The sequence below is a fragment of the Leptospiraceae bacterium genome (assembly GCA_016708435.1).
In the GTDB taxonomy this organism is placed as follows: Bacteria; Spirochaetota; Leptospiria; order Leptospirales; family Leptospiraceae; genus UBA2033.
Genome location: JADJFV010000001.1, coordinates 661,746 through 685,760, shown reverse-complemented (window position 1 = coordinate 685,760; position 24,015 = coordinate 661,746). Strand labels below are relative to the sequence as shown.

Annotated in this window: 16 protein-coding genes; 11 read left to right on the top strand and 5 right to left on the bottom strand. The window is 35.7% G+C overall.

Annotation, left to right across the window (positions count from 1 at the left end; genetic code table 11):
- Nucleotides 1-130 precede the first annotated feature (130 nt).
- From IPH52_03330 to IPH52_03315, 4 genes are all read left to right on the top strand, one after another.
- Nucleotides 131-742: a hypothetical protein gene (locus tag IPH52_03330; protein MBK7054073.1), complete on the top strand. Its 612-nt coding sequence runs from the start codon at nt 131-133 to the stop codon at nt 740-742.
- 73 nt (nt 743-815) lie between these two features.
- A complete protein-coding gene (locus tag IPH52_03325) occupies nt 816-1,418 on the top strand; it encodes a hypothetical protein (protein ID MBK7054072.1) in 603 nt (200 codons plus the stop codon).
- Nucleotides 1,419-1,426: 8 nt separating this feature from the next.
- Nucleotides 1,427-3,127 carry a M3 family oligoendopeptidase gene (locus IPH52_03320; protein ID MBK7054071.1) on the top strand — a complete coding sequence of 567 codons (1,701 nt, stop codon included), beginning with the start codon at nt 1,427-1,429 and terminating at the stop codon, nt 3,125-3,127.
- 28 nt (nt 3,128-3,155) lie between these two features.
- Nucleotides 3,156-5,792 (top strand): hypothetical protein, encoded by a 2,637-nt coding sequence (locus IPH52_03315; GenBank protein MBK7054070.1) that lies wholly within the window; start codon nt 3,156-3,158, stop codon nt 5,790-5,792.
- A gap of 303 nt (nt 5,793-6,095) precedes the next feature.
- On the opposite strand, the gene IPH52_03310 is transcribed toward IPH52_03315, so the two are convergent.
- From IPH52_03310 to dnaN, 5 genes are all read right to left on the bottom strand, one after another.
- Complete coding sequence (locus IPH52_03310; GenBank protein ID MBK7054069.1) at nt 6,096-6,896, bottom strand: hypothetical protein; 801 nt, start codon at nt 6,894-6,896, stop codon at nt 6,096-6,098.
- On the bottom strand, nt 6,886-7,731 hold the full coding sequence (locus IPH52_03305; protein ID MBK7054068.1) for an SGNH/GDSL hydrolase family protein: 846 nt from the start codon (nt 7,729-7,731) through the stop codon (nt 6,886-6,888). The genes IPH52_03310 and IPH52_03305 overlap by 11 nt, the downstream gene beginning before the upstream one ends.
- 98 nt (nt 7,732-7,829) lie before the next feature.
- A complete protein-coding gene (locus IPH52_03300; protein ID MBK7054067.1) occupies nt 7,830-8,279 on the bottom strand; it encodes a DUF721 domain-containing protein in 450 nt (149 codons plus the stop codon).
- A gap of 115 nt (nt 8,280-8,394) precedes the next feature.
- Entirely contained in the window at nt 8,395-9,492 is a 1,098-nt protein-coding gene (recF, locus tag IPH52_03295; GenBank protein ID MBK7054066.1) for a DNA replication/repair protein RecF, read from the bottom strand.
- Between the two features lie 180 nt (nt 9,493-9,672).
- Nucleotides 9,673-10,794 carry a DNA polymerase III subunit beta gene (gene dnaN / locus IPH52_03290; protein ID MBK7054065.1) on the bottom strand — a complete coding sequence of 374 codons (1,122 nt, stop codon included), beginning with the start codon at nt 10,792-10,794 and terminating at the stop codon, nt 9,673-9,675.
- A 542-nt stretch (nt 10,795-11,336) separates the two neighbouring features.
- Here dnaN and IPH52_03285 point away from each other — a divergent pair.
- The 7 genes from IPH52_03285 (at nt 11,337) to IPH52_03255 (ending at nt 24,014) form a co-directional block, all read left to right on the top strand.
- Nucleotides 11,337-13,364 (top strand): hypothetical protein, encoded by a 2,028-nt coding sequence (locus IPH52_03285; protein ID MBK7054064.1) that lies wholly within the window; start codon nt 11,337-11,339, stop codon nt 13,362-13,364.
- A 17-nt stretch (nt 13,365-13,381) separates the two neighbouring features.
- Nucleotides 13,382-14,371 carry a chemotaxis protein CheW gene (locus IPH52_03280; GenBank protein ID MBK7054063.1) on the top strand — a complete coding sequence of 330 codons (990 nt, stop codon included), beginning with the start codon at nt 13,382-13,384 and terminating at the stop codon, nt 14,369-14,371.
- Complete coding sequence (locus tag IPH52_03275) at nt 14,371-17,475, top strand: response regulator (GenBank protein ID MBK7054062.1); 3,105 nt, start codon at nt 14,371-14,373, stop codon at nt 17,473-17,475. The genes IPH52_03280 and IPH52_03275 overlap by 1 nt, the downstream gene beginning before the upstream one ends.
- Nucleotides 17,475-19,499 (top strand): response regulator, encoded by a 2,025-nt coding sequence (locus IPH52_03270; protein ID MBK7054061.1) that lies wholly within the window; start codon nt 17,475-17,477, stop codon nt 19,497-19,499. The genes IPH52_03275 and IPH52_03270 overlap by 1 nt, the downstream gene beginning before the upstream one ends.
- A 213-nt stretch (nt 19,500-19,712) precedes the next feature.
- Nucleotides 19,713-20,756, top strand: coding sequence for an aminopeptidase (locus tag IPH52_03265; GenBank protein MBK7054060.1), 1,044 nt, complete (start codon nt 19,713-19,715; stop codon nt 20,754-20,756).
- A gap of 190 nt (nt 20,757-20,946) precedes the next feature.
- Nucleotides 20,947-21,678 (top strand): ABC transporter ATP-binding protein, encoded by a 732-nt coding sequence (locus tag IPH52_03260; protein MBK7054059.1) that lies wholly within the window; start codon nt 20,947-20,949, stop codon nt 21,676-21,678.
- Entirely contained in the window at nt 21,672-24,014 is a 2,343-nt protein-coding gene (locus tag IPH52_03255) for an FtsX-like permease family protein (protein ID MBK7054058.1), read from the top strand. Before IPH52_03260 ends, IPH52_03255 begins: the two co-directional genes overlap by 7 nt.
- The last annotated feature ends 1 nt before the right edge of the window (nt 24,015 follow it).

Below are 24,015 nucleotides of genomic sequence, written 5' to 3'. Positions count from 1 at the left end.
GATTGACAGCTATGCGAGGAATATTCAATTTGAAAAAACACATTTACTCTTGAAGTAAAATGTCATAAAATCAACATTGTTTTTGCCTCCTATGCTCTATTTTAAGAAGACAAAAAAAATATTTACGTTGATGATAGGTCTATCAACTCTTTTACTTTATGGGCAAGAGATAAAAGTCCTTGATTATAAAGAAAAGATTCTATTGGAAGATTTTGAATCAGTCCAAATCACGAATAAATCTATTCAAGTGCAGGCAAACAAACATTATCTACCAGAAGTTCGAATGAGTAAGAATTTAACATCTCCAGATTTACAATCCAATACGAGTTTATTCATTCGAATTTCGACCGAAGGAAACGGTATTCCAATAGACTTATCATTCCCTAGCCCATACAAATTGGAGGATTATATTATTGAATTTGAGTTCTATATTTATTCGAATCAAGCGAACGGTGAATTATTTCTTTACTTGCAAGATGCAAAGTTTGAAAAGCATAAGATTCGAATTGCTAATTTAAACTATGAAGGTTGGCAAAGCTTCCGAATACCAATTGGGAATCGAATTGCACAATCTGATTTTCTCATCGGAAAGCATGGTAACAGTAAAATCACTGGAATTCAATTCAATCCGCATCAAAGTTTGACAAAAGAGAAGGAATATCTGATTGCAATTGATGATATTTTCGTAACTAAAAGAAAAAAATACAAACTTCCAGCCATGGGACTCAGTTCATTTCATTGAAGTTTTTTTTAATTGCATTTCATAGTGAGTAAATTATTTAAGAGTAGCGAAAACGAGAGAGGTTTATGATTTAATGAGTGACCCCATAAATGAGAAGGTAGAAGAATATTTAAAGCAATTGGCGGAAGTTGAAGGCTCATTTCATTTTCAAAATCTTTTACAAGAGTTGAAAGAAAAAGCATTAGAGGACGAAAAGGCAATCTGGTTTTTATTTAAAAACATAGTTGGCGATTTGATAAAAGATAGCAATATATGGAACGAGAAAACCAATCTTGTAGTGGGCATTTTCTATGTATTAATAGATATTGGAAATGAAAAAGCCTATGCAATAGTAAAATGGTATATTCAAAACTTTAAAGAAGATACCCCAAATGGAGCGATTGAACTTCTTTCCACATTGATTCCAAGTTTCTCGAATATAAAATCCGAAGAATTCTTCGGCTATCTGAAATCAGAAAACAAAGCATTATCCGCGCTTGGATTTCTTACTCTATTCAATATTTCAATGGAACGAAAACTCAATCACGAGGAAGAAAAGCAATTATATGAAATCTCCAAAACTTATACGAATGACAGATATTATACAGAACACATTGTGGATATGATCTCTTTCCGATTCAAAAAAAGCGAGGATTCATCTCTTGAATCAGAGAAGATAGATATCAATTTAGAATAAGGCATTGCATGAAGAACCTTGACCAAACGTATAGTAGAAAATATCTAAGCAAAGAACTAAACCCCAAAAACGAATCAGAGCTAAAAACCGTTTACCAACAATTACTCGATTATAAAATTAACTCTGTAGATGATTTAAAATCCTTCCTTGAGTTCTGGTCAGAACTTAATTCAATTGTAGATGAAGCAATTTCTATTAGCTATGTAAACATGACTGTGGATACTAAAGATAAAGCGGCAGAAGCAGAATACCTACACTTTATTGAAAATATTTCCCCAATCATTGATCCGTTTGAGAATTCCCTACAAGAAAAATTTCTAGCCTCTTCCTTTATAAATGAACTGGATAATAGTTATTATGCGGTTTTTATCAAGAAGACTAAATCAGAAAAAGAAATTTACAGAAAGGAAAACATTGATTTATTTATACAAGACGCAAAGTTATCACAGACTTATCAAAAGATAACCGGCTCCTGGATGGTAGAATACGAAGGTAAAAATTATACTGTGCAGCAAATGGCTGTTTTCCAAGAAAATCCAGATCGCATTATACGCGAGAAAACATACAGAGCAAGAGTTGACGTTCACCTAAAAGATGCAGAGCAATTAGAAGATTTATTTGATGAAATGTTGAAAATCAGAACGCAAGCAGCACGCAATGCAGGCTTTGCGAATTATCGTGATTATGCGTTTGTTTCAAAGGGAAGATTTGATTATACTCCTCAAGACTGTTTAAATATGCATGACTCCATTGCCGAAACATTGGTTCCTTTAATTTCAGAATGGACAAAGGAAAAATGTAAGAAGTTAGGAATAACAAGCCTTCGCCCCTGGGACTTATATGTTGACCCGGATGGATACGGAATTATAAAAGCATTTGATTCAGAGAAAGAACTTTGCGACAAGACAGAAAAAATATTTTCTGCATTAAATCCGATTATCGGTGGATACTTTCAGTATATGCGAGAGCATAAGCTATTAGATTTGTCAAGTCGAGAAGGCAAAGCTCCGGGTGGATACATGACTGAGCTTTCCGAAAAAAGAGTTCCCTTTATTTTCATGAATGCAGTCGGTTCCAAAAGAGATGTAGATACATTGTTACACGAAGCCGGTCATTCTTTTCATGCATTTCAAGCACGAGATCAATTCCTAAAAAGCTATCGTTCGTCTCCTTTAGAATTTGCAGAAGTCGCCTCCATGTCTATGGAACTTTTGGGAAGACCCTACTTTCACAACGTATACAAGAAAGAAGAGATAACGCGCGTTAAACGAGAGCAACTCATTAAGATTGTAGAATTTTTCCCATTTATGTCTATGATTGATTCTTTTCAACACTGGGTTTATACGACAGAAGATAATGGACGGGAGGCAAGAGGTAAAAAATGGCAAGAGCTCAATCGTAGATTTCAACCTTTCCTCGATATGAGTGGATTAGATAGAATCGAAAAGACCCGTTGGCAGTATCCACATGTCTACACATCTCCTTTTTATTATATTGAATATGGCATTGCACAATTAGGAGCTTTGCAATTTTGGCGTAATAGTCTTGTAAATGAAAAAGAAGCAATAGAATACTATTTAAAAGCTCTCTCGCTTGGAGGTTCGGTTCCATTACCAAAATTATTTGAATCAGGGAATATTAGTTTCGTAATGGATAAAAAAAGTTTGCAGGATTTGGTCAATCTAATCAAAAAAGAGATTAGCGAATAAAAATTTCTTTTCTACTGAGTAAAAATTTATGAATTTTAAAAAAGCATTTTTCCTTTTTCTTATTTTCAGCACAACAATTTTAGCAGCACCTTTTACAGGATGGGAAGTGGGTAATAACCATTCCATTCTATATATTAATGATATAAATAGTTTCGATACAAGGGATACGATTCGTTATCTGCCACAAAAGTTAAACAGTGACCAGATGCAACAATATGCTTTATTTGTCTCTGAATACTATATTGCTCGTGGGGATAAAGACGGATTAACCAACCTAGTTAGTCTTCTTAAGAATGACAAAAATAATTATGACTTTCTAGCAAACCTTATTTTAGTATTTTGGAAAATTGAAAAAGGAGAAACTGCTGATGCAACTGTCAAGCTAGATGATTTAATTAATCGAGAAGAAAATCCTCTAAACATTAGCATTGCTAAATTAATAAAAAGCAATTTAAAGAAAACAGCCGTTGGCGCAGACACAAAAGAGGCAATTAAAAATCTAAACTGCAATCGAAGCAAACCCATGTATGGTTATTGTAGGCTGATGAAACTCTCGATCCATTTAGAACATTTAGTAGAAAACAGCGATTATCCCCACCGTGACTTTCTAAATCTCGACAGATTGGTTGCTCCTTTCTTTGAAGAATCGGAATTATTCCATATTAGCTATCTATCTCAATTCTCGACTGACTTACCAACTAAATTAGCCTATCTCGGATTTGTATTCGAAGCAGTGCATTTTCAAAAAACGTTAGTTAATCTACAAAAGGTAAGTGGCTCTTTCGATCCTGTAAATCATGAAAGACTATCGTATTACCAAATGTTAAATGATGATTTATTGGGAGCAGAAGAATCACTTGTTTATGTATCGAAACGAACACCATCGATTAGTTCGAATAAAAATCATTTATTCTTAAAGCTCGGCGCCATAGCATACCTGCGAAAAGATTACAAACAGTCATTAACCTACTACTTGGAATTGAATTTAAAAGATTGGAATAAATCTTTGAAAAACCCATTCTACGATGATTACATTTCTATTAACGGTGCTAGAAATCTAATTTCCCTTTCTTTATGGAAATCGAAGTCAGCAGTGAATGCAGTCAAAGCACTTAAAAGCTTAAATCCAGAAGGAAGAGTGACAGAGGATAGCCTCTTTATCCGACTTCGCATTGCACAGATAATGATGTTTGATAAACCAGAAGTAGCCGAAAAGATTTCAGAGGATATTCTGTATATTGCGCAAAGCAAAGGCTGGAAACGTGTAGAATATGCGGCGACTTTGATGAACGGTTATTGCAGTATATTGAGTAAGAAATACCGCAAGTCCACTGTTCAATTTACAAAGAGTTATGGCATCATTGGTGGTTCAGATCCAGTGTTTAGTTCTGAATGGATGCGATCATCTGGCATCTTATTTGCTCGTGTGCAAGGCGGAGAACGTGGCAATCATGCAGCATCTTATCGTTCTCTACTCCATTCTATGCGAAATGAAGAACCGTTAGACGATATACTTGGAGTTAAAAATTTTCTAGATTCTCGCTTTGATACAGAAGCATTCTTTAGAAATGCCGTTCAGTTTTTTATTCACACTAAAAATTACCAATCGCTTGCTGAATTTTTGTATTATTATCAAAAGATGAGAGTGAAATCTCCAGTCATTGCAGGTAAAAGCATTTCGCAAATTCCAGATGTTGTAAAAAGAATGAAACAATACCGAGCCTTTAGACCTGCGAACGATATGTATTATAGCAAAAGCGGTTACTCTAAATTACGCGACGCAGAAGCAGTTAAGATTATTTCAGAAACAGAAACTTTTGATTTAAGCATTCTCAAAGAGTTAAAGGATCCGTTTGTATCGGCGTTCTCATTTAACGAAAAAATCTATGTTATCTCTTACAATCCAGAAGCAACAAGGGATAAATGGAATTATAGTCAGCATAATTCTATCGACTATAGAACAACGGCTTATTACAATAAGGTCTTTGCATCTATTCCCTTCCTTGAAAGAGCAGGAAACGTGCAAATATTCCTGAATCCAATTGGTATAGATTTATACCAAGCAATGAAAAAGAATAATGCATTATTAAATGTAAGGCTATTTTATCGATTTGGTAAATCTAATTCTAAAAAGTTAGAAAGCGACTTACAACCAGTTGCCGTAAGTTGTGAGAATGGAAGTGAAGTATCTGCTGGAACAATTCAATATTTACCCACAGATTATTTCGAAGGACTTAAAACTTTTCCAACAGAAGACAGACTTCATATTTGGAACACAAGAGACTTAGGAAATCGCGACACTTCTTCCATAGAAAACTTTGAATGGAGATGTCAAAATAATTCGTCTATATCATTCTTAAAGATGCAACGTCGCGTAGATCTAAGAATGATACCAAATGCAATCTTATTTTCTAATACAATCTTTCCAAAATCGTCACTCGATTCAGTTTCCCTTGATTATTATTTCTGGTCAGACTTCTGGATGAGAAAAGGAGTAAATACGCTCTATTACGTTGATAGATTGGAGGGAGACAAATATCCATTTGCCGACTTAGTTAACGTATTGTCAAAGCCAGCACAGACTTCAGAGGATTTAGGAAAAATTCAATCTAGTTTAAAATCATCAGATAAAGATATTTTAATATTATCAAGAGATATTAAATAACTGGTTGTATAAAAGAAGATTTGTTCACACAAAGACGCGAAGGCACAGAGAAAAGAGTTAATTAACTCACCTTACGCAAGGTGAGTGACCAGCGTGCCCATCGCTGGATGTGTGGGTTACACCTAACGGTGGGTTCGCTGCCGCGGGCTATCGATTTTATTAGTCCATTAGAATTATCTAATATTTTTAATTTCATAAATTGTTCAATAGTTTTACTCTTTTGCGTAATGTGAGTTAATTAAATCAATACTCTTTGCTTTCTCTGCGTCTCTGTGGTAATGCTTTTATGCGATACCTTATTCCTTAATAATCAAAGATGTGGAAGTAGCTAATGCGTATTCCCCTGTCCATTTGTCTTTCTGGAATAATAGGAAATTGTAATGATGCAGAAAGAAAGCCACCATTATAAATTTGATAACTAACTCCCGGATACACATTCCAGAATTTTGTATGAACATCTACTGTTGGGTTATAAGGCTTTCTGTATTCTGTTTCAGCGAATATGCGGAAATTCTCTGTTAGCCCATAAGATAGAGAAAGTCCACTCTGGTAATATCTTCTGAATTCTTCTTTTGGGTTTTCTTTGAATGCCCTGTTAGTCTCAGTTTGAAATTGTAGATCTACAATGGCTTCAAATGCTCCTAGCTTTAATCCAAAATTTAAATTTGGACGTAATAAGTATAACTCTGGAGCCTGACCATCACGAGCATATTTTTTGGATTGCTGGTCAAACCATTTAACACCTCCACCCCATACGATGGAGCCGAAAGATAATTGATGTTCTTTTGCAAATTTAAGCCCTGCATATAAACGATCCATTTGCGTTAGAGTTTTAGATCCAGATTTTTCCCATTGTGATTTTGTTGTTCCTACTTTTACAGAAAAATATTGTAGAAATTTCAATTCACCTTCTATATTACCTTGCTTTTCTCTTTCGTATACATTGGCTTCTCTATTTTCTGCTGCTTGTCCATCGATACGGATTTTTGTATATACCGCTGCTGGCTCTACTCGGAGAGGAACAGCAAAGGAACTCTTATCGTCAGCATATATTCCAATTGTAAAGGCTAACAAACCGAAAACGCTAATCACTTTATTTTTCATAATTTGTATATCCTTCTAAAGCATTTACATATTTTTTAGCAATTAAATTAAACCCACCCGTATTAGGATGAATACAATCCCACATATTTCCCGCTGACGATGCTGGCGGACCGCCTAACGTTCCACGAAGATCAATGTAACGCAATTGAGGCTCTCTCGTAGTGATATCGCGCAGCATATTATTGTAATCTGCTAATCCATCTACTACTAAGGCTGTAACTTCTGAATCCGTAAATCCCACTGACTTCAATGTTGGTCTACAACCAGTAGAATCTTGCATGCTTGGAACATCTGGATTCGGAAAATCATATCCATGAATAATCCAAAGCAAGGGAGCTCCTCCGTATTTCTGAACCTTATACGCATTACCCGTTCGAATCATATTAAGCAGGGTTGTTTGGACAAGATTAAATCGCTCTTGTTTTTCTGTAGCGAATCTACCTACATATCTTCCAGGATTTCCTTGAATATCATTGCCTCCCAAAGAAAGTAACATGTATTTAATATCAGGACCAGCTTCATCAATTACTCTTGTATGGGTGCCTGTTTGGTAAATTGTTGTCATTGTCTGACCACCAAGAGTAGACCCAACCATCTTATAATTATAATGCTTTTCAAGCTGCACACGAAGGGTTTCAATGAGTGGAACGCCTAATACTAAGTCCGTCCAACTATCTCCCAAAATGCCATACTTTACTCCACGCTGCGTAGGGCAAATGGCTCCTACGTAACAAAGCAACTGTGATCTAAATTGCTCAGGGTATTGATTTTTCTTAGTATCGCAATTTATTAAAAAGCTTACAAGAAAACCTAACAGTAATATTCTTTTTATCATAGTTCCAAACTAGAAAATCCTTTTAGGTTTGTCGATTGATAATTTATTTATTTGTTAGGGTATTTTTCCCCGTGGATAATTGTATGTTTTATGAATTACTAAATCTTTAACTTCTTCACAAAATTTAATAGCTTATTACGAATAAACTCGTCTTCTTCCTTTTCGATAGTTTCGACTAACTCTGATTTTCCTTCCAGGGTGTCTATTGGCGTTTCTCGAGAAGCTGGCTTATACTGTAAATTCCCAACTTGAACTTCGATTCTTTTTAGAAGTGGTTGCTGAAACATTTTATTTGCAGTTCTTAAAATAGATTCTTTTATAAATCCTATCTCCATCTTGTATGCTGAATGCGCGACTCGCACAAATAGAATATCTCGATCTACTTTAAAAGGCTGTGCTTGATTGACATAAACGGGTCCGATAATATCTTTCCAGTTTTCTTTTACTTGATTGAGTATAACGGAATTTAAAAGAGATTCTTTATCATATCCAATCTGATGAACAAGGGACTCTAAATCAGTAATATTTACTTTGTGTATGTCGGACATAGTTTATTTAAGCAAATTCTAATAATTTTTTGGTGTCACCCCCGAAATTTTCTGTCGGGGGTCTCAAGAACTAGAGATTCCCAAGAGAAAATTTTGGGAATGACATTCCAAAATTTTAACCTAGCTCATTTATATTCCCTTCTTGAATTACAAAAACCTGTTTCGCTTCTTCTAAATTTCCGAGGTAATCTTGAATACCCTCTAAGTCAGTAGTCGTAAAAAAAGCCTGACCACAGTCTATTATGAGATTCACAAAATATTCTCTGCGTTTCACATCTAGCTCGCGGATAACGTCATCGATTAATAATATTGGAGCTTCTCCAATTTGGTTTTGGATGAATTTGAATTGAGAAGTTTTAAGGGCAATGACAGTGCTTCTTTTTTGTCCTTGCGAACCAAATTCTATAATGTCTTTGCCATTAGCCCCAACAAAAATATCATCACGGTGGATTCCTACAGAAGTATAACCCAAATGAGTATCTCGCGAAACTCGTTCAGCAAGTTTTTTCGCATACTCTTCGTTATTCGCTACGTTGGGTTTATAGACTACTTCAAATTTGTCTTTTTCCCCGCTGAGTTTGGCAAGATTCTCCTTATAAATTTGGTTAATGATTTCAATGACGCGCGCTCTTTCTTTTGCTATTTCGACTCCTTTTTTTACAAGCATTTGATCCCAGGGAGCGAGTTCAGACTGGGAAAAATCTTTTTTCTTCAGAAGTGTATTTCTATGCTTTAGAATTTTATTATAATCTAAAATATTTGCGAAATAACTACGATTAACCGTTGAGATAAAACTATCGATAAAACGTCTTCTTTCAGAAGGACCACCATCAATTATTTTTAAATCAACAGGAGAGAACACGACTGCTTTTAGTTCGCCGATAATGTCTTGCTTCTTTTGAATAATTTCGCCGTTTAATTTTACTTTGCGTTTTAAAGAATCAGCTTTGCTATAACCAATCTCGATTGTCTTGTTCATTTCTTCTGAAACAAGATCGCCTTTGATATAATAAAAATTTGAATTCCAATTTACAAGTTCTTCGTCTGAATTATCACGAAAACTTTTTAAAGTTGCAAATTGATTGATTGCTTCTATAATATTTGTTTTCCCAGCTCCATTTTCTCCAATGAAGAAAACTAATTTGGCTTTGAAGTTTAATTGAACCTCCGCATGGCTGCGGAAGTTTTGAAGTTTTAGTTTAGTGAGAAACATTGATTTGCTTGCTGTGTGTCAAGCTGTCATTCAGGGTATTACCCCAGTCACCTCGAACAGCCTTTCGTGAGAGGTCTATCTGGCAAACTTGGTAAAAGATTAACCTATTACTAAATTTGCCAGATAGATTTCTCACGGCGCAAACTCGGATGACGCTAGTTCGAAATGACAGTTTAAAATTTACAACTTCATCGGCATGATGACAGATATGTATTGAGCGTCAGACGGGTCCTTAAATACTGCAGGGGAATTTGAACTAGAAAATTCCATGATGATTTCTGGATCGTCGATAGATTTAATTACGTCAGCGAGATAATCGCCCTTAAACGCAATGGAAGTTTCTTCACCTTTATAGTCTACCGGTATACTCACATTAACCTCTGTTGAGCCGGGAGTAGAAGAATTGATGTGAAGTAGGTTTCCAGAAAAAGTCATTCTGATTTGTCTAGATGGCTCTTCTGCAGCAATCAATGCTTGGCGAAGAGCTACTTGTAATTCGTCTTTGTTAATGCGAACAGAGTTCTTTGATTCTTTTGGGATTACTGCTTCGTAGTCTGGATAGTTTCCATCAATTAATTTACAGAGTAGTTCAACGTTTCCAATCTTGAGGTAAATTTGATTCTCTACAATTCCAATTTTTCCAGAATCATTTGAATCAATCATCTTCATAATTTCTTTGATTGCTTTGTGGGGGATAATAACACCTTTGCTGAATGGGAGAGAATTTGGAATCACTCGATCAATTTTTGCAAGTCGTCTACCATCTGTTCCTACAAAAGAAATTTTTCCTTCGCTAGAAGTTACATAAAGACCATTGAATACAAATCTAGTATCTTCGAGAGCAACGGAGTAAGAAGTCTTCTTAATCATTTCAGAAATTGTAAAACATGGGAAATCAACTACAAGAGAATCATCCACTTTGGAAATGGTTTTAATTTCTTCGCCTTCAATTCCATTGATATTCATTTTGAAATCTTTCTTTTTTTCGGAGTCAGTGATAACTGTGCTGACAGTTCCTTCTGCATCAGGATTATGAGCAATTAACGCTTCTGGAAAATTAATTGTTTTGAAAGTGTTACTGAGCTGCTTCGCTGGAATAGAAGTTAATCCTGGCTCTAATGTATCTGCGCTTACAGATGTCTTAATAGAAATTTCTAAATCAGTAGCGGATAAGTATACTTTGCCGTCTTCAGCTTCGACTTTGATATTAGAAAGTATCGACTTTATTTCCCTTACAGTGATAACCCCTTCTACAGAACTAATCGCTTTTTGAAAATCAGATGTTTTAACTTTAAATTTCATGTCTTACTCCCTATCATATTATAAATATATATATTAATTGCTGTGATTGTTGTACCCGTAAATAAGTAGATAACTTAAAAGCAGCGTGTTTTTATAAGGAATATGTCGCATTGATTTTTGAAAATAACTTTTTTTGTTTTCTACAGAAAGATTCCTAACGGCAAAAAATTAAGTTACATAATAAATTATTATGTCTTATTTACACTTGCGTAAAACTTACTTATGTCTTATTGACATTCTTGTGACATAATAATCTTGTATATGTCTCATTAATAGTTTAAGTTTTTTATTACTAAATTATTACACTTTGGTCTGATACCTGCATATTTATTATCTATAAATAGGAACTGGGAAAGATTGATTAATTTTCTAACACTCAGCCTATTTCTAAATCCGTAAAATACTTATTTATTAAGCAAAATTGCTTGCTTTATATTTCTTTATTTAATTTATTTACGAATTTATTTTTAATTCGCCCAACAGGGTTTATCGCGTATTTTTTTAATAGAAAGCTGCAACTTAAAATCAAATAGAGGAAAAAAATGGCAAATACATCTATTAGTTCACAACTTATCGATGCAACAACTAAGATAGTAAATATTCTAAGACAAATTAAGGACATCAATAGCACAACCAAACTAATTGCAATCAATGCTGCAATCGAGTCTTCTAGGTCAGCACAATTAGCGGATAACTTTTCTTCTTTATCCGAACAAGTAAGAACTCTTTCGACTCGATCAGAAGAATCTTTCAGTGAGATTCAAGTTTTGATTGAGAATTTAAGAATTTGTTGTGCAAAAGCTATCGCTGTTCGACTTGCAGATTTATCTATAGACATCATCGATAAAATTGATAGAAATTTATTTGAACGTAATTGCGACTGTCAAGCCTGGGCAACTTTTGAGGATAATGTCAACGCTTGTCTGACTGGAAATGGATTTGATGCTAGTAATCTTTTAAACAACCTTGTTAATGTATATGAAGTTTACCATGATATAATTCTTTTAAACAAAGATGGATATGTCATTGCAACAGGAAAGAATCCGCACCTACTTGGACAGAATCAATCAAATCGGCAGTGGTTTCGCGAAGTTATCCGCTCCAATTCAGTGCATGTAACAGATATGTATTTTTCTGAGTCGGTGGGGAATTATACCGTTAGCTACTCGGCTCCTGTTAGAGATCAGAACAAAAATATCATAGGAGTTCTTACTACTAGATTTAATTGGGATTTTGTTTATGACATCATTGAGAAAGTAAAACTAGAAAAGCATTGTAAAATATTTTTAATTTCATCTTTTGGAACGATCATTTCTTCCAAACACATGTATGATATTTTGCGAGATAATCTTTTATGGCTTGGAGCTGGTGAAAGTGCCATTCAGGGTCATAGAGGTTACAGTATAGAAACCGCTCGCAATGGTCAATGGAAAGCTTACGGTTTTTCTCGAACAAAAGGATACAATGCATATGCTGGCAAAGGTTGGTCTGTAGTTGTAGATGAGCCAATCCAATTAGAAAATCCGAGAGTGATAATTGAATCCTTTCCTGAAACAGGTGAAAATAAAATCGGAACTAGATCAAGAGCACACTCAGAAGATGTCAACAACCAGTTACTACAGATTACCCACCAGCTAGGTGAATCGATTGAATCAATCAATAAAATAAATAATGTCACAACTACTCTTGCTTTAAACGCTGCCATTCGTGCTGATAGAGCTGGGGATCAAGGTCGCGCCTTCTCAGTATTAGCCGAAGAAGTCAGAGCCTTTTCTCAAAAGTCAGATCAACTAACAGAAGAGATTAATACTACGTTAGACTCTCTAAATCAAGTCGTTCGTGAAACCGTATCTACCCGTCTTGCGGATGCTGCATTTGACACGATTGATAAAGTTGACCGAAATCTTTTCGAAAGAAATTGTGACGTTCAGGCTTGGACAACATTTGATGAAGTAATCAATTGCGCTGAGTCAGGCATGAATCGAGACGAGGCGTGCGCTCTTCTAAAAGATCTGCATGGAATTTATGAAGTGTATTACGATATCTACCTTTTAAATCAGAAAGGAATTGTATGCGCCGCTGGTATCAGGCAGGATTTAATTGGTCAAGATCAATCCGATAGAGATTGGTTTCAGCAGGCAATTCAAGGCTACGTCACAGTAACCGATATGTATAAATCTGATACGATTGGAGTTCATACCGTTACTTACTGTGCACCTGTAAAAAATAAAATGGGGCAAATCGTGGGTGTCCTCACAACAAGATTTAATTGGAATTTTATTATGGATATTATTAACGCAACGCAAGTATACAGTGATTGCAAAGTATACCTTCTAAACTCTGCCGGTCTTGTCATTGCCTCACAGGATAATCGAGAAATCCTCAAAAAAGATTTTAGTAAGTTTGAAGCATTTAAACTCGCTATGGAAGGAGGAAATGGATTTATCGTAGAGCGAGATTCTGATTCGAACAATATCTATTTAGTTGGATATTCTAGAACAGAAGGATATAATAAGTATCAGGGTAAGGGTTGGTGTGTGTTGATTTTACAACAAAAACGTTTTGAATAACTAGCGGGTAATGTCAAATGTCCAATGAATTAACAATTAATCCAGCCGAGTTAAATACCGTTCTAGAAAATAAGCAATTTGTATTTTTATACGGTGCTGCCTATTTTTCAATTCAACTCACGAGTGTAATAGAAGTTTATGATTCCCCGGATGTAAAAGATTTACCTTGGGAAGAGATTGGACTTCGTGGAATGATTCAATACCGCGGAATTCCAATTCCTGTAATCGATCCAATAGCAATTGCAAATTTAAAATCTGACAAAAAAAATCGTCCGATAAAAACTGTCGTAATTTTTGAAAGAGACAACTGTAAAATTGCACTTGCTGTTGATAAATTTTATAATATAATTCCAGAGCCAGAAAAAGATTCGGAAGATTTTCAAGAAGATTCATTTGAAAGTTTTATTGTCGGTTTTTCTATGTTAGCCGATAAACCTCTTGTTATTTTAAATGAAGAAAAAATTACCAAACATTACAGAAAAATTTTTACTAAACAAGTTTCATTAAAATCTAATCAAAAAGAAGAAACGTTTGTTTCGACCAAACAACAAGTTCTAGAAAAATTTATTTTTTTCACGATTGGGGAAGTAAACTTCGGCGTGCCAATTAAAGAAGTCCTTGAAGTTTTAGAAAGCTTAGACGTTACTCCCTTATTTAAAGTCGTTCCTGTTTTACGAGGACTTATTAACTTAAGAGGAAAAGTAATTCCCTGTATGGATATCTCCACATACTTAGGGTTATCCGCTCGTAGTCTGAATGAGAATACTAAATTTGTAATTTTGCAAAGCGGTGGTGCTGAGATTGCTCTATGTGTGGATTCAGTTTCTAAAATGAAAGAAGTCGACAATGCTTTGATTCAATCAAACGAAGGTGTTTTAACTGGACCGATTAGCGAATACGCGACTGGAATTTTACAGTTACAAAAACAAACTCTACTTATGATTTCTGCCAAGAACTTAGTTGAGTCGAGTGATTTACGCGGATATTTTTCATCGGAGGCGCAGTAATGTATTCTGAAGAAATTTTAACAATCTGGCAAGAAGACAAAAGTCCAGAGAATCCTTTGATCGAAGCTCAGAGTCGAAATCTATTCAAGCAATTTATCACTCAGTCTCTCAGTGAAGTGCAATCGATATTAGCCATTGTAAATGGCCTTGAGTTAAGTAAAAATAAACAGGGAGACTTAGATACCGCCTATCGCAAAAATCATACAATTCTTGGATTTGCAAAAATTTTGCGAATTCAAAAAATGATTCATCTCACTTCCATTTTAGATTTTATTTTTGATTTTGCTAGAAAAGAAAATTCTGTTTCTAAATTCTCTGTAGATTATTTGATAAAATTAATTTTGAATTCGGAAGTAAAGGTATTAAATCAACTTTCGGATGCAGGTTTTATTAAAGAAGATATTTCTTTATTGGTAGAAGAGTCTAAGGTCTATTTGTCTAAGCCATTAGAAATTTGGAATGAAAGACAAAAACAAAACCAGATTGTATTTGCTAAAAAATCTTACACAATCCCAACTCCATATAAATCAGAAGAAACTGAAACTACTGCGCAAAATACGAATAATCCGCCAGAGCAACCTGTTCTAAAGGAGAAATCACCTCCTATTATTAAAGATTCTTCCATGCAACAAGCTCAATCAGAGAAAATAAATGATGAGCCGGAAGATTTAAATATTCCAATCGAAAAAGTTAGTCTCATTAGTGATTTTTATGAAGAGAGTTATGAGAATCTCTCCAAGATAGCAAATCGATTAATTGATTTAGAGTCAAATCCTGATTCACTAGAAATTATAAATGAATTATTTCGCTCCGTTCACACCGTAAAAGGAGGAGCGCGGCTTTTAAAAATTGTTAAGATTGAAAAACTAAGCCATTCGGTTGAAAATCTTTTAGATTTACTTCGAAATCAAAAGATGGAAGTAACACCGGTTTATATTGATTATCTGCTTGAGGCTAGAACTGCAATCAGTGAGATGATAGAAGAAGTTGCTTCCAAAGGTCCGATTCGAACTAGAATTGCTCCTCTCGTTAGAAAGTTAAATGAAGCCTGTGGAATTGGTCTTCCGGAAGTTACAACTAAGGAAGAGAAACTAAGACAGGAAACTCCAAAAGAAATTCAAAAAGAGCCAATAAAAGAAGTTGCGGTAAAATCAGAATTACCCGCTCCCGTTACGACAAAATCAGAAAATATAATTGTAAAAGAAAAAGAGCCAGTTGTTAGAATCAAAGATAGACAAGTTGAATCCATTCGAGTCAGTATTGATAAACTAGATGAGGTAATCAATACTGCTTCCGAGCTGTCTATTTCTAGAATTCAATTTCAGGAGCAAATAGCGAATATCTCCCGAATGACTCGTGATATAAAAAGAAGTCTTGTTAACTCGGAAGAATTTGAATCAAAGAAATTACTAGAAAGAATTTCGCGCTCGAATCAAACTTTGATTTCTGAATTAAAATCACAGTTAGAAAAATCAGGCTCAAATATTCCCGAAAGCACATTGTATGATTTGGTTTATAGATTTCACAATGAAATGAAATCAGAAATTTCTAGAAATGAATTAAGCCAACAAGAGGAACTAACGCTTATTTTAATTTCATTCCAGGAATTAAAAAATTCCATGATGAAAAACGTAGAGAACTTAGAAACACTTACTTCTAAATTACAAAATGAAGTGATGAATTTCAGAATGGTTCCGATTTCTACATTGTTCGAAAGATTTCCTTCTTTGATTCGAGATATGGCAAGGCAAGCCGGCAAAAAAGTAAAAATGATTTTATACGGACAGGAAACGGAACTTGACAGGGTAATGATAAATACCCTCTTAGATCCGCTTCTTCATATTTTACGAAATTCAATCGATCACGGTTTGGAAGAGCCGGCAGATAGAATTAAGGCTGGAAAAAATGAAACGGGTAGTATTCATTTAAGTGCCTATTACCAAGGCTCTCATGCTGTCATTGAAATTAAAGATGATGGAAGAGGAATTGATACAGATGCAGTCTTAAAGCGAGCAATTGAAAGAGGATTAGTAACAGAAGATCGGCTAAGTCATATTAGCCAGAAAGAAATTTTAGAATTTATATTTGCTCCAGGCTTCTCTACTGCGGCAAAAGTTACAGAGCTAAGTGGACGTGGAGTTGGAATGGATGTTGTAATGTCTACGATCAAAAGCTTGCAGGGAAGTATTGACATTCAAACTAAAAAAGGACAGGGCACTTCTATATTTTTAAAAATCCCTCTGACACTTGCAGTGGTTCGTGTTTTACTTTTTGAATCTGGAAGTCAGCTCCTTGCTTTTCCAATGACTAATGTCGATGAGATTTTAACTGTATCTAGAGATGAGATTGAAAGCGTTGGCTCTAAACTTTTATATCATTTGCGATCAGAAGTAATTTCTTTAGTTCCTATCTCGGATTTACTTGGAATTTCACAACCTGTATTTTTTAAAGAGGAGATACCTGTAATTATCCTCTCGGATGGTGTTCAAAAAGTGGGACTCATTGTAGACTCTCTTTTAGGACGACAGGAAATAGTTATAAAAAATTTAGGAAACTTGTTAAAGAAAGTCCCCTTTATCATGGGATGCACAATCCTTAGCGATAGGCGCCTGGTGTTGATTTTAAATCCGAGAGAATTAATAGAAGTAGCCACTCAAACAGTCGCAGCCTTAAATAATCAAGAAAATAAGTTAGATAACAAAACTCCATTCCTTAAAATGTTAAAAAAAGAAGATCCAGTTTCTATTCTTGTTGTGGATGATTCGCCAATGCAAAGAAAAAGTATTAAATCTATTTTAACCCGCGCGGGATACATTGTGGATGAAGCCGAAAATGGATTCGACGCATTGAAAATGGTTCGTGTAAAAAAATACTCTCTCTTTTGCGTTGATTTAGTTATGCCACTCATGGACGGGTTTGATCTTGTTACCCGCTTGAAAAGTTTACCGTTATACAAAAGTATTCCGGTTATCGTGATTACTTCAAAAAATTCTACAGAAGATAAAGAGCGAGGATTAAAAATTGGCGCGAGTGAGTTTTTGGAGAAACCTGTAGATCCTGAAATACTGACTGATTTAGCTAAGCGTTATATTGGAGTTGAATAGTGGAAGAGCCTGTTATAATAAAAAATTCAAATTATCCCATTTTCGTTTGTGTGGATAATCCGCTGTTAAGTGAATATTTAAGCAATGAATTATCGATTAACAAATTTGCCTTTGAAAAAATAAGCTTTGTTGAACTCACCTTAAAAATTTCTGAACTTAAAAAATCACTTTTGATTTTACAAACAGATGAAGACGAGTATCACCTAATCGAACTTTCGCGTAGATTAAAAATGTTTTATGGGTATGAAACTAGAATTATTTTTCTTTCTGCTGATTATAAAACAGAAGAAGATGCAAGCAATGTAACCGATAAATTTTTTCAAATGCCTGTAACATTTAGAGAAATTGAAAATTCGATTCAGAAATTTTTAACGGATACTCATAAAATTTTAGTGATTGATGATTCAAAGCTTGTTCACAATCATCTCGTCCCGCCGCTTGCAAATGAGGGCTATAAAGTTTTTGAAGCATTTAACGGCAAAGAGGGATTAGACTTAACAATTGAATATAAGCCTGATTTAATTATTTGCGATATTGAAATGCCGAATATGAACGGGTTTGAAGTTTGCACAGAAATCAGAAAGCATCCAGATGTGAAAGATACTTATATTATCATGTCAAGCACTCTCGGCTCTGCTTCTGACATTCAAAAAGGATTTAATGCGGGCGTTGATGAATATATTACAAAGCCTGTTGTGATTGGAGAATTGCTCGAGCGCATTAATCGACATTTCAAACAATCTCTGAGTGGGCGGGAAAACATTATTATCCTCGAGAAGGATGAGCATATTATTGCGAATATAACTAAGTCGTTACGTAAGCAGGGTTTTTCCGTTCGCTCCACTTCTACAATCGAGGAAACGATTCATCTGATTCAGAAATATCCTTTTGATTTAATCATTAGCGAAATGGAATTAGGTGCAGAGACAGCAATGGATTTATGTTTGTCGCTAAAGAATGCGAATACTGGATTTCATCCAACTATTTTAATTCTCACTTCTCGTGATAATAATGCTGATTATAAAATGATTATGAATATGGGTGTGTCAGGAATTATCAGTAAGCCCTTTTCGATGGATACACTTCTTGCTTCTGTTGAGCGGTTACTCGCTGATAGACGCACTGCTGCAGAGAGAAAACAACTTCTAAAGTATTTGTCAAAGTCATCGGCTAAGATTGCCTCTGAAAAAGCGATCCTGACAAATGGAGCAGGAGGACGTAGATCAGAAAAAAAATATGCCTCTCTACTTTTTACGGACATTGTAAATTTTACAGCGCGTTGTGAGAAGTATCCTCCCGATTCAGTCGTGGAACAAATCAATACAATCTTTGAACTCATTACAAAAACGATTCATAAGCATGAGGGGGATGTTGATAAATTTATGGGCGATGCTTGTATGGCTTATTGGATTGGCGACGAACACGCGTCATCCGCTCTAAAATTAATTAACGCAGTGCAGGAGATTCGCGATAAAATTGCAGAAGCAAATTTACAGTCGGAAATTTTAACAAAAGATCCGATACGCATTCGCTATGGTATGAATTCAGGAGAAATTATTCTTTGCGATATTGGAAGCTCTGAGGCTAGAATTGATTTGACCGTCATTGGAGATCATGTAAATCTTGCAGCGCGTTTGGAATCTGCCTCTAAGCAATATGGCGTTGAATCGTTGTTAAGTCAATATACGTATGCGTTAGTCTCTGAGTCGATTGAAGTTCGCGAAATAGATAAAATCAAAGTCTATGGAAAAAATGTTCCCGTCATTGTTTATGAATTACTTGGAAAGAAAGGAAAACTAACTGACACACAAAGAGAACTTTTAGAAATTTACAATCGCGGAAAGGATGCTTATGTGCGAGGAAAATTTCTAGAGGCTAAGAACCATTTTGTGCAAGCAAATAAATTAGAGGAAGTCTATCCCGGACGACCTACAAATCCTTCCAAGGTGTATGCTATACGCTGTGAATACTTAATAAAAAATCCGCCGAAGAACTGGGATGGAGTGTGGGCGCTTCGGAAATAAAATAGCAAAGATTTGGCACAGGTAACGTAGAGTGATGCTGTCAAGTTGAGGAAGTGCTTACACAGTCACCTCGAACATGCGAAGGCGAAGGGCGCGACCAAGCGCAGGGAGGAAAATCGTGAGAGGTCTATTTTACAAACAAAGTATATGATATAATGACTGTATAAATCCTTATCTTGACAGCAATTAACATCTTGCAAACCATCGATTCTTATGAACAACTTTTCTGTAAAAAATTCTATTTTATTTTCCCTATTCCTTTTTCAAAACTGCATTCCTTATCTTTACCATGTAAGCACCGAACAGGCGAGAATAATTTTAAATCGAAAAGAAATTCCTCAGGTAATAGAATCTGAAAAAGAAGAGAGCCTAACAAAGAGTAAACTCAAGCTCATTCAAACAGTAAGAAATTTTGCAGTCAAAGAAATTCATTTGAATCCGAAGGGTGGCTTTGAATATTTTACTAATCTTGATAGGGAGGAAGTTGGTTGGAATGTAAGTGCCTCCTATCCCTTAAAATTTGAATCGTATACCTGGTGGTTTCCGTTTGCTGGAACTGTTCCTTATAAAGGCTATTTTGATTTAGCCAAAGCCAAGGATGAAGAAAAAAATCTCATTGAAAAAGGTTTGGATACACGCGTGCGGATAACGGCTGCTTACTCCACACTTGGTTGGTTTTCGGATCCAGTTCTCTCTCCACAACTTCGTATGACCGAAGATGAATTGGTTTCACTTGTGATACACGAAATGTCTCATGCTACTGTGTATTTTCCAGGAGATTCTAATTTTAATGAATCCTATGCAAGCTTTGTTGAGGAAGAAGGAACGGAACTTTTCTATCGAGCGCATAATTCTGATAAGGCGGAAGAGGTTTTACAGAAGCGCAAAAAAGCAAAGTTACAATCGGATATTATTATCTCTAAAGTAAAAGAAACTGCCTTTAAACTAAAAGCAATGTATGAGAGAGAAGATTTGGCTGACATAGAAAAATTGGAACAGAAAAAAAGAATTATTGAAGAATATAGAACTGAAATTTTAGCGAATGCTGATAAGTTTTCCAATTTTAATCCTGAAAAATTTAAGAAGACTCCTCTTAACAACGAGAACTTTATCGGTATTTTGCGCTACCATTCTGGCTCAAAACTTTTTCAGGACAAGTTCAAAGAAGTCGGTCGAGATTTTAAAAAGTTTCATGCGGAAATGGAAAAATTAAAACCGCTTTCTTTAGAAGAGAGAGCCGAGATGTTGAAAGAATAAAAATATTGAAATCCTTTAAATTGTCATTCCCAAAATTCCACCCTGGCGAAGGCGTTGGATTTGCGACCAAGCAAATGGGTGGAACTTCGCTCACACGACCGCCAAGCGATGTTGGGAATCTCTAGATATTGAGACCCCCGACAGAAAATTTCGGGGGTGACGGTAAGGTAGAATCATTAAATTTAATATTATGATACTAAATAATGAAACTCAATCCACTAAAATAGTTTTTCACGCCAGAGATGTTTCAAAGATATATTCGATGGGAGAAATTCGTGTGAATGCGCTTCATGGAATTAATCTTGAAATAAATGCAGGTGAGTTAGTTGTGCTTCTTGGTCCTTCGGGAAGTGGCAAGTCTACTTTATTAAATATCCTTGGTGCTCTGGATACTCCAACAGAAGGAGCGGTTCGTTTTAAAGACCAGGATTTATTTGATTCGGACGAAGAGCGGTTAACACTGTTTAGGCGTGAGCATGTTGGATTTGTATTTCAATTTTACAATTTAATTCCGAGTCTTACCGCAAGTGAGAATGTTTCTTTAGTGACAGAGCTTAGTTCCAATCCAATGGCACCGGAAGAAGCCTTAGGACTTGTCGGTCTTTTAGATAGGAAAGATCATTTTCCCGCGCAATTATCCGGTGGCGAACAACAACGAGTATCCATTGCGAGAGCGATTGCAAAAAGACCGGATGTATTATTATGCGACGAACCAACAGGAGCGCTTGATTTTAAAACAGGTCGCGTGGTCTTAGAGGCTATTGAAAAAGTAAATCGCGAACTAGGAACGACAACGATTATTATAACGCATAACGCTTCGATTACTGGCATGGCTGATAGAATTATTACAATGCGAGATGGAACAATTCTTTCGGATGAGAAAAACACAAAAAGAATTTCCATTGGAGAAATTAGCTGGTGAAGACTTTAAATCTGAAAGTGGTTCGAGCCATTCTCGGCTTAAAATCACAAAGCATTACAATAGCTTTAGTTGTTGCTTCGGGAATTGCCATGTTTATCGCTTCAAGAACGGCTTATGATTCTCTATGGGACGCCCGCGATAAATTTTACGCTAATACTTTATTCGCAGAAGGATTTGCTTCTTCAAAACCAGCGCCAGAAATTCTAGAGCGGCGAATACGAAATATCCCCGGAGTCCAAGACCTAAGACTTCGCATTGTGCATGAGTCAGTGATTGACTTTCCAGAAGAGGAATTGCCTTCTGCGGGAAAGTTTGTCTCTATCACAGATGGAATGAATGAACTTACGATTACAGAAGGTAGGATGCCTCTTACGAATGACGAAGTAGTATTGAGTGAATCCTTTGCGCGGGCTAATCATCTTTTGCCGGGGAAGAAGGTGGCAGTCATTTTAGAAGGCAGGCGGAAATTTCTAAACGTAGTAGGACTTGCTCTCTCTTCTGAATTTGTTTATATTTTTAGAAGTTCAAGTCCACTACCCGATCCAAAACATTTTGGAATTCTATGGATGAAAAAAGACGCCCTAGAAGCCGCCTTTCAAATGCAGGGTGCTTTTAATGATATAATCTTTATATTTTCCAAAGATGCGAATCGAAAATCTACACTTAAATTATTAGATCACGAGTTGGAAGGTTACGGTGGATTAGGCGCTTATGATAGGGAAAAGCTCCCTTCTCATTCTTTTCTGAGAGATGAATTTAAACAACTTAGAACAACCGCTTATGCAATGCCAATGATTTTTTTAGGTGTAGCAGCCTTTTTGCTTCACATTGTTTCCACTCGAATCATTTCAAAAGAGAGAGAACAAATTGCTACTTTAAAGGCAGTGGGTTACAGTGATTTGACCATAGCGCTGCACTATGTAAAAATATTAACGATAATCAGTTCGGGGGGAGCAATTCTTGGAATTCTTATGGGAATATGTTTTGGAGATGCAATGCTTTCTTTATACGGAGAGTATTATCAATTTCCAAATCTAAAACTACTAATTGACCCAATTTTAATTTTGCAGGGCTTTGGAGTGGGAATGCTTTCAGGAATTTTAGGCGGACTCTTTTCTATTCGAAGCGTTTTAAAATTAAATCCAGCTCAAGCGATGAGACCACCTATGCCGGAATCTTTTTCTAGAGTTCCTCTCGAGCGGCTAATGCAGTCTTTGCCTACACAGGGAAAGATGATTCTACGTAATTTATTCCAGCGACCTGTTCGAACCATTCTCTCTTCTCTTGGAATTTCTACTTCTGTGATGATTATGGTGATTGGAACTTTTATGTATGATGCAGTGGATAATATGCTTGAGCTTCAATTTGATTTGCTGCAACGGGAGTCTGTCACTATTACTTTTTTTGGACCTGTATCGTCTGACGTTGAATTAGAAATTGCAAAAGAAAAATCCGTTTTATTTACGGAAGGATATAGATTGGTTCCCATTCGTATCAGGTCGAGTTCACTGAGTAAAGAAATTTTACTGCAAGGCTTGCCAAAGGGAGCAGAGCTTAGAAGGCTCATCGGCGAAGGAGAAAAAATTCTAATTCCACCCGAAACAGGAATCCTTTTGAATTCTCAAGTTGCCGGCAAATTAGGAATATCCGTTGGACAAGAAATTCAAATAGAAATTTTAGAAGGAAATCGTAAAAAGGTAAATGTAATTGTAGAAGGAATTGTAACCGAGATTCTAGGTCAAGGTGCATATATGGAGAGAAAGGCAGTCAGTAGATTACTTGGAGAAGGCGACTCCTTTAATTTACTCGCACTTAGAACAGACTCTAATGAAGAGGCCTCTCTTTTGCGCAAACTCAAAAGTATCCCCAAGATCGGGGGCGTGAATACAAGAGCAGGAACTCTAAAAGTATTTCATGAGATGACTTCTAGAAGTATGCTCGCGACTACTCTCGTGCTTTTGATTTTTGCGAGTATCATTGCGATCGGTGTCGTATACAACACGGCGATGATTGCGTTATCCGAAAGAGCTTTCGAATTGGGCAGTCTTAGAATTTTAGGTTTTAAAAAACGAGAAGTGTTTTCTATTCTTGCTGGAGAGTTAACTATTTTGACCATAGTTGCTCTTCCGATTGGATGTTTAACTGGATACTTTTTCGCCTATTTGATGTTTTCCTCTGTAGAGACAGAAGGATTCAATGTTCCATTGAATATTTCACTCACGACTTATGGAATTGCACTTCTTACAACCATTGCCACGTCCATCATCAGCTTTATTATTTTATATTTCAAAATTAAATCAATGGATCTAATCAGTATCCTAAAGGTAAGGGAATAAT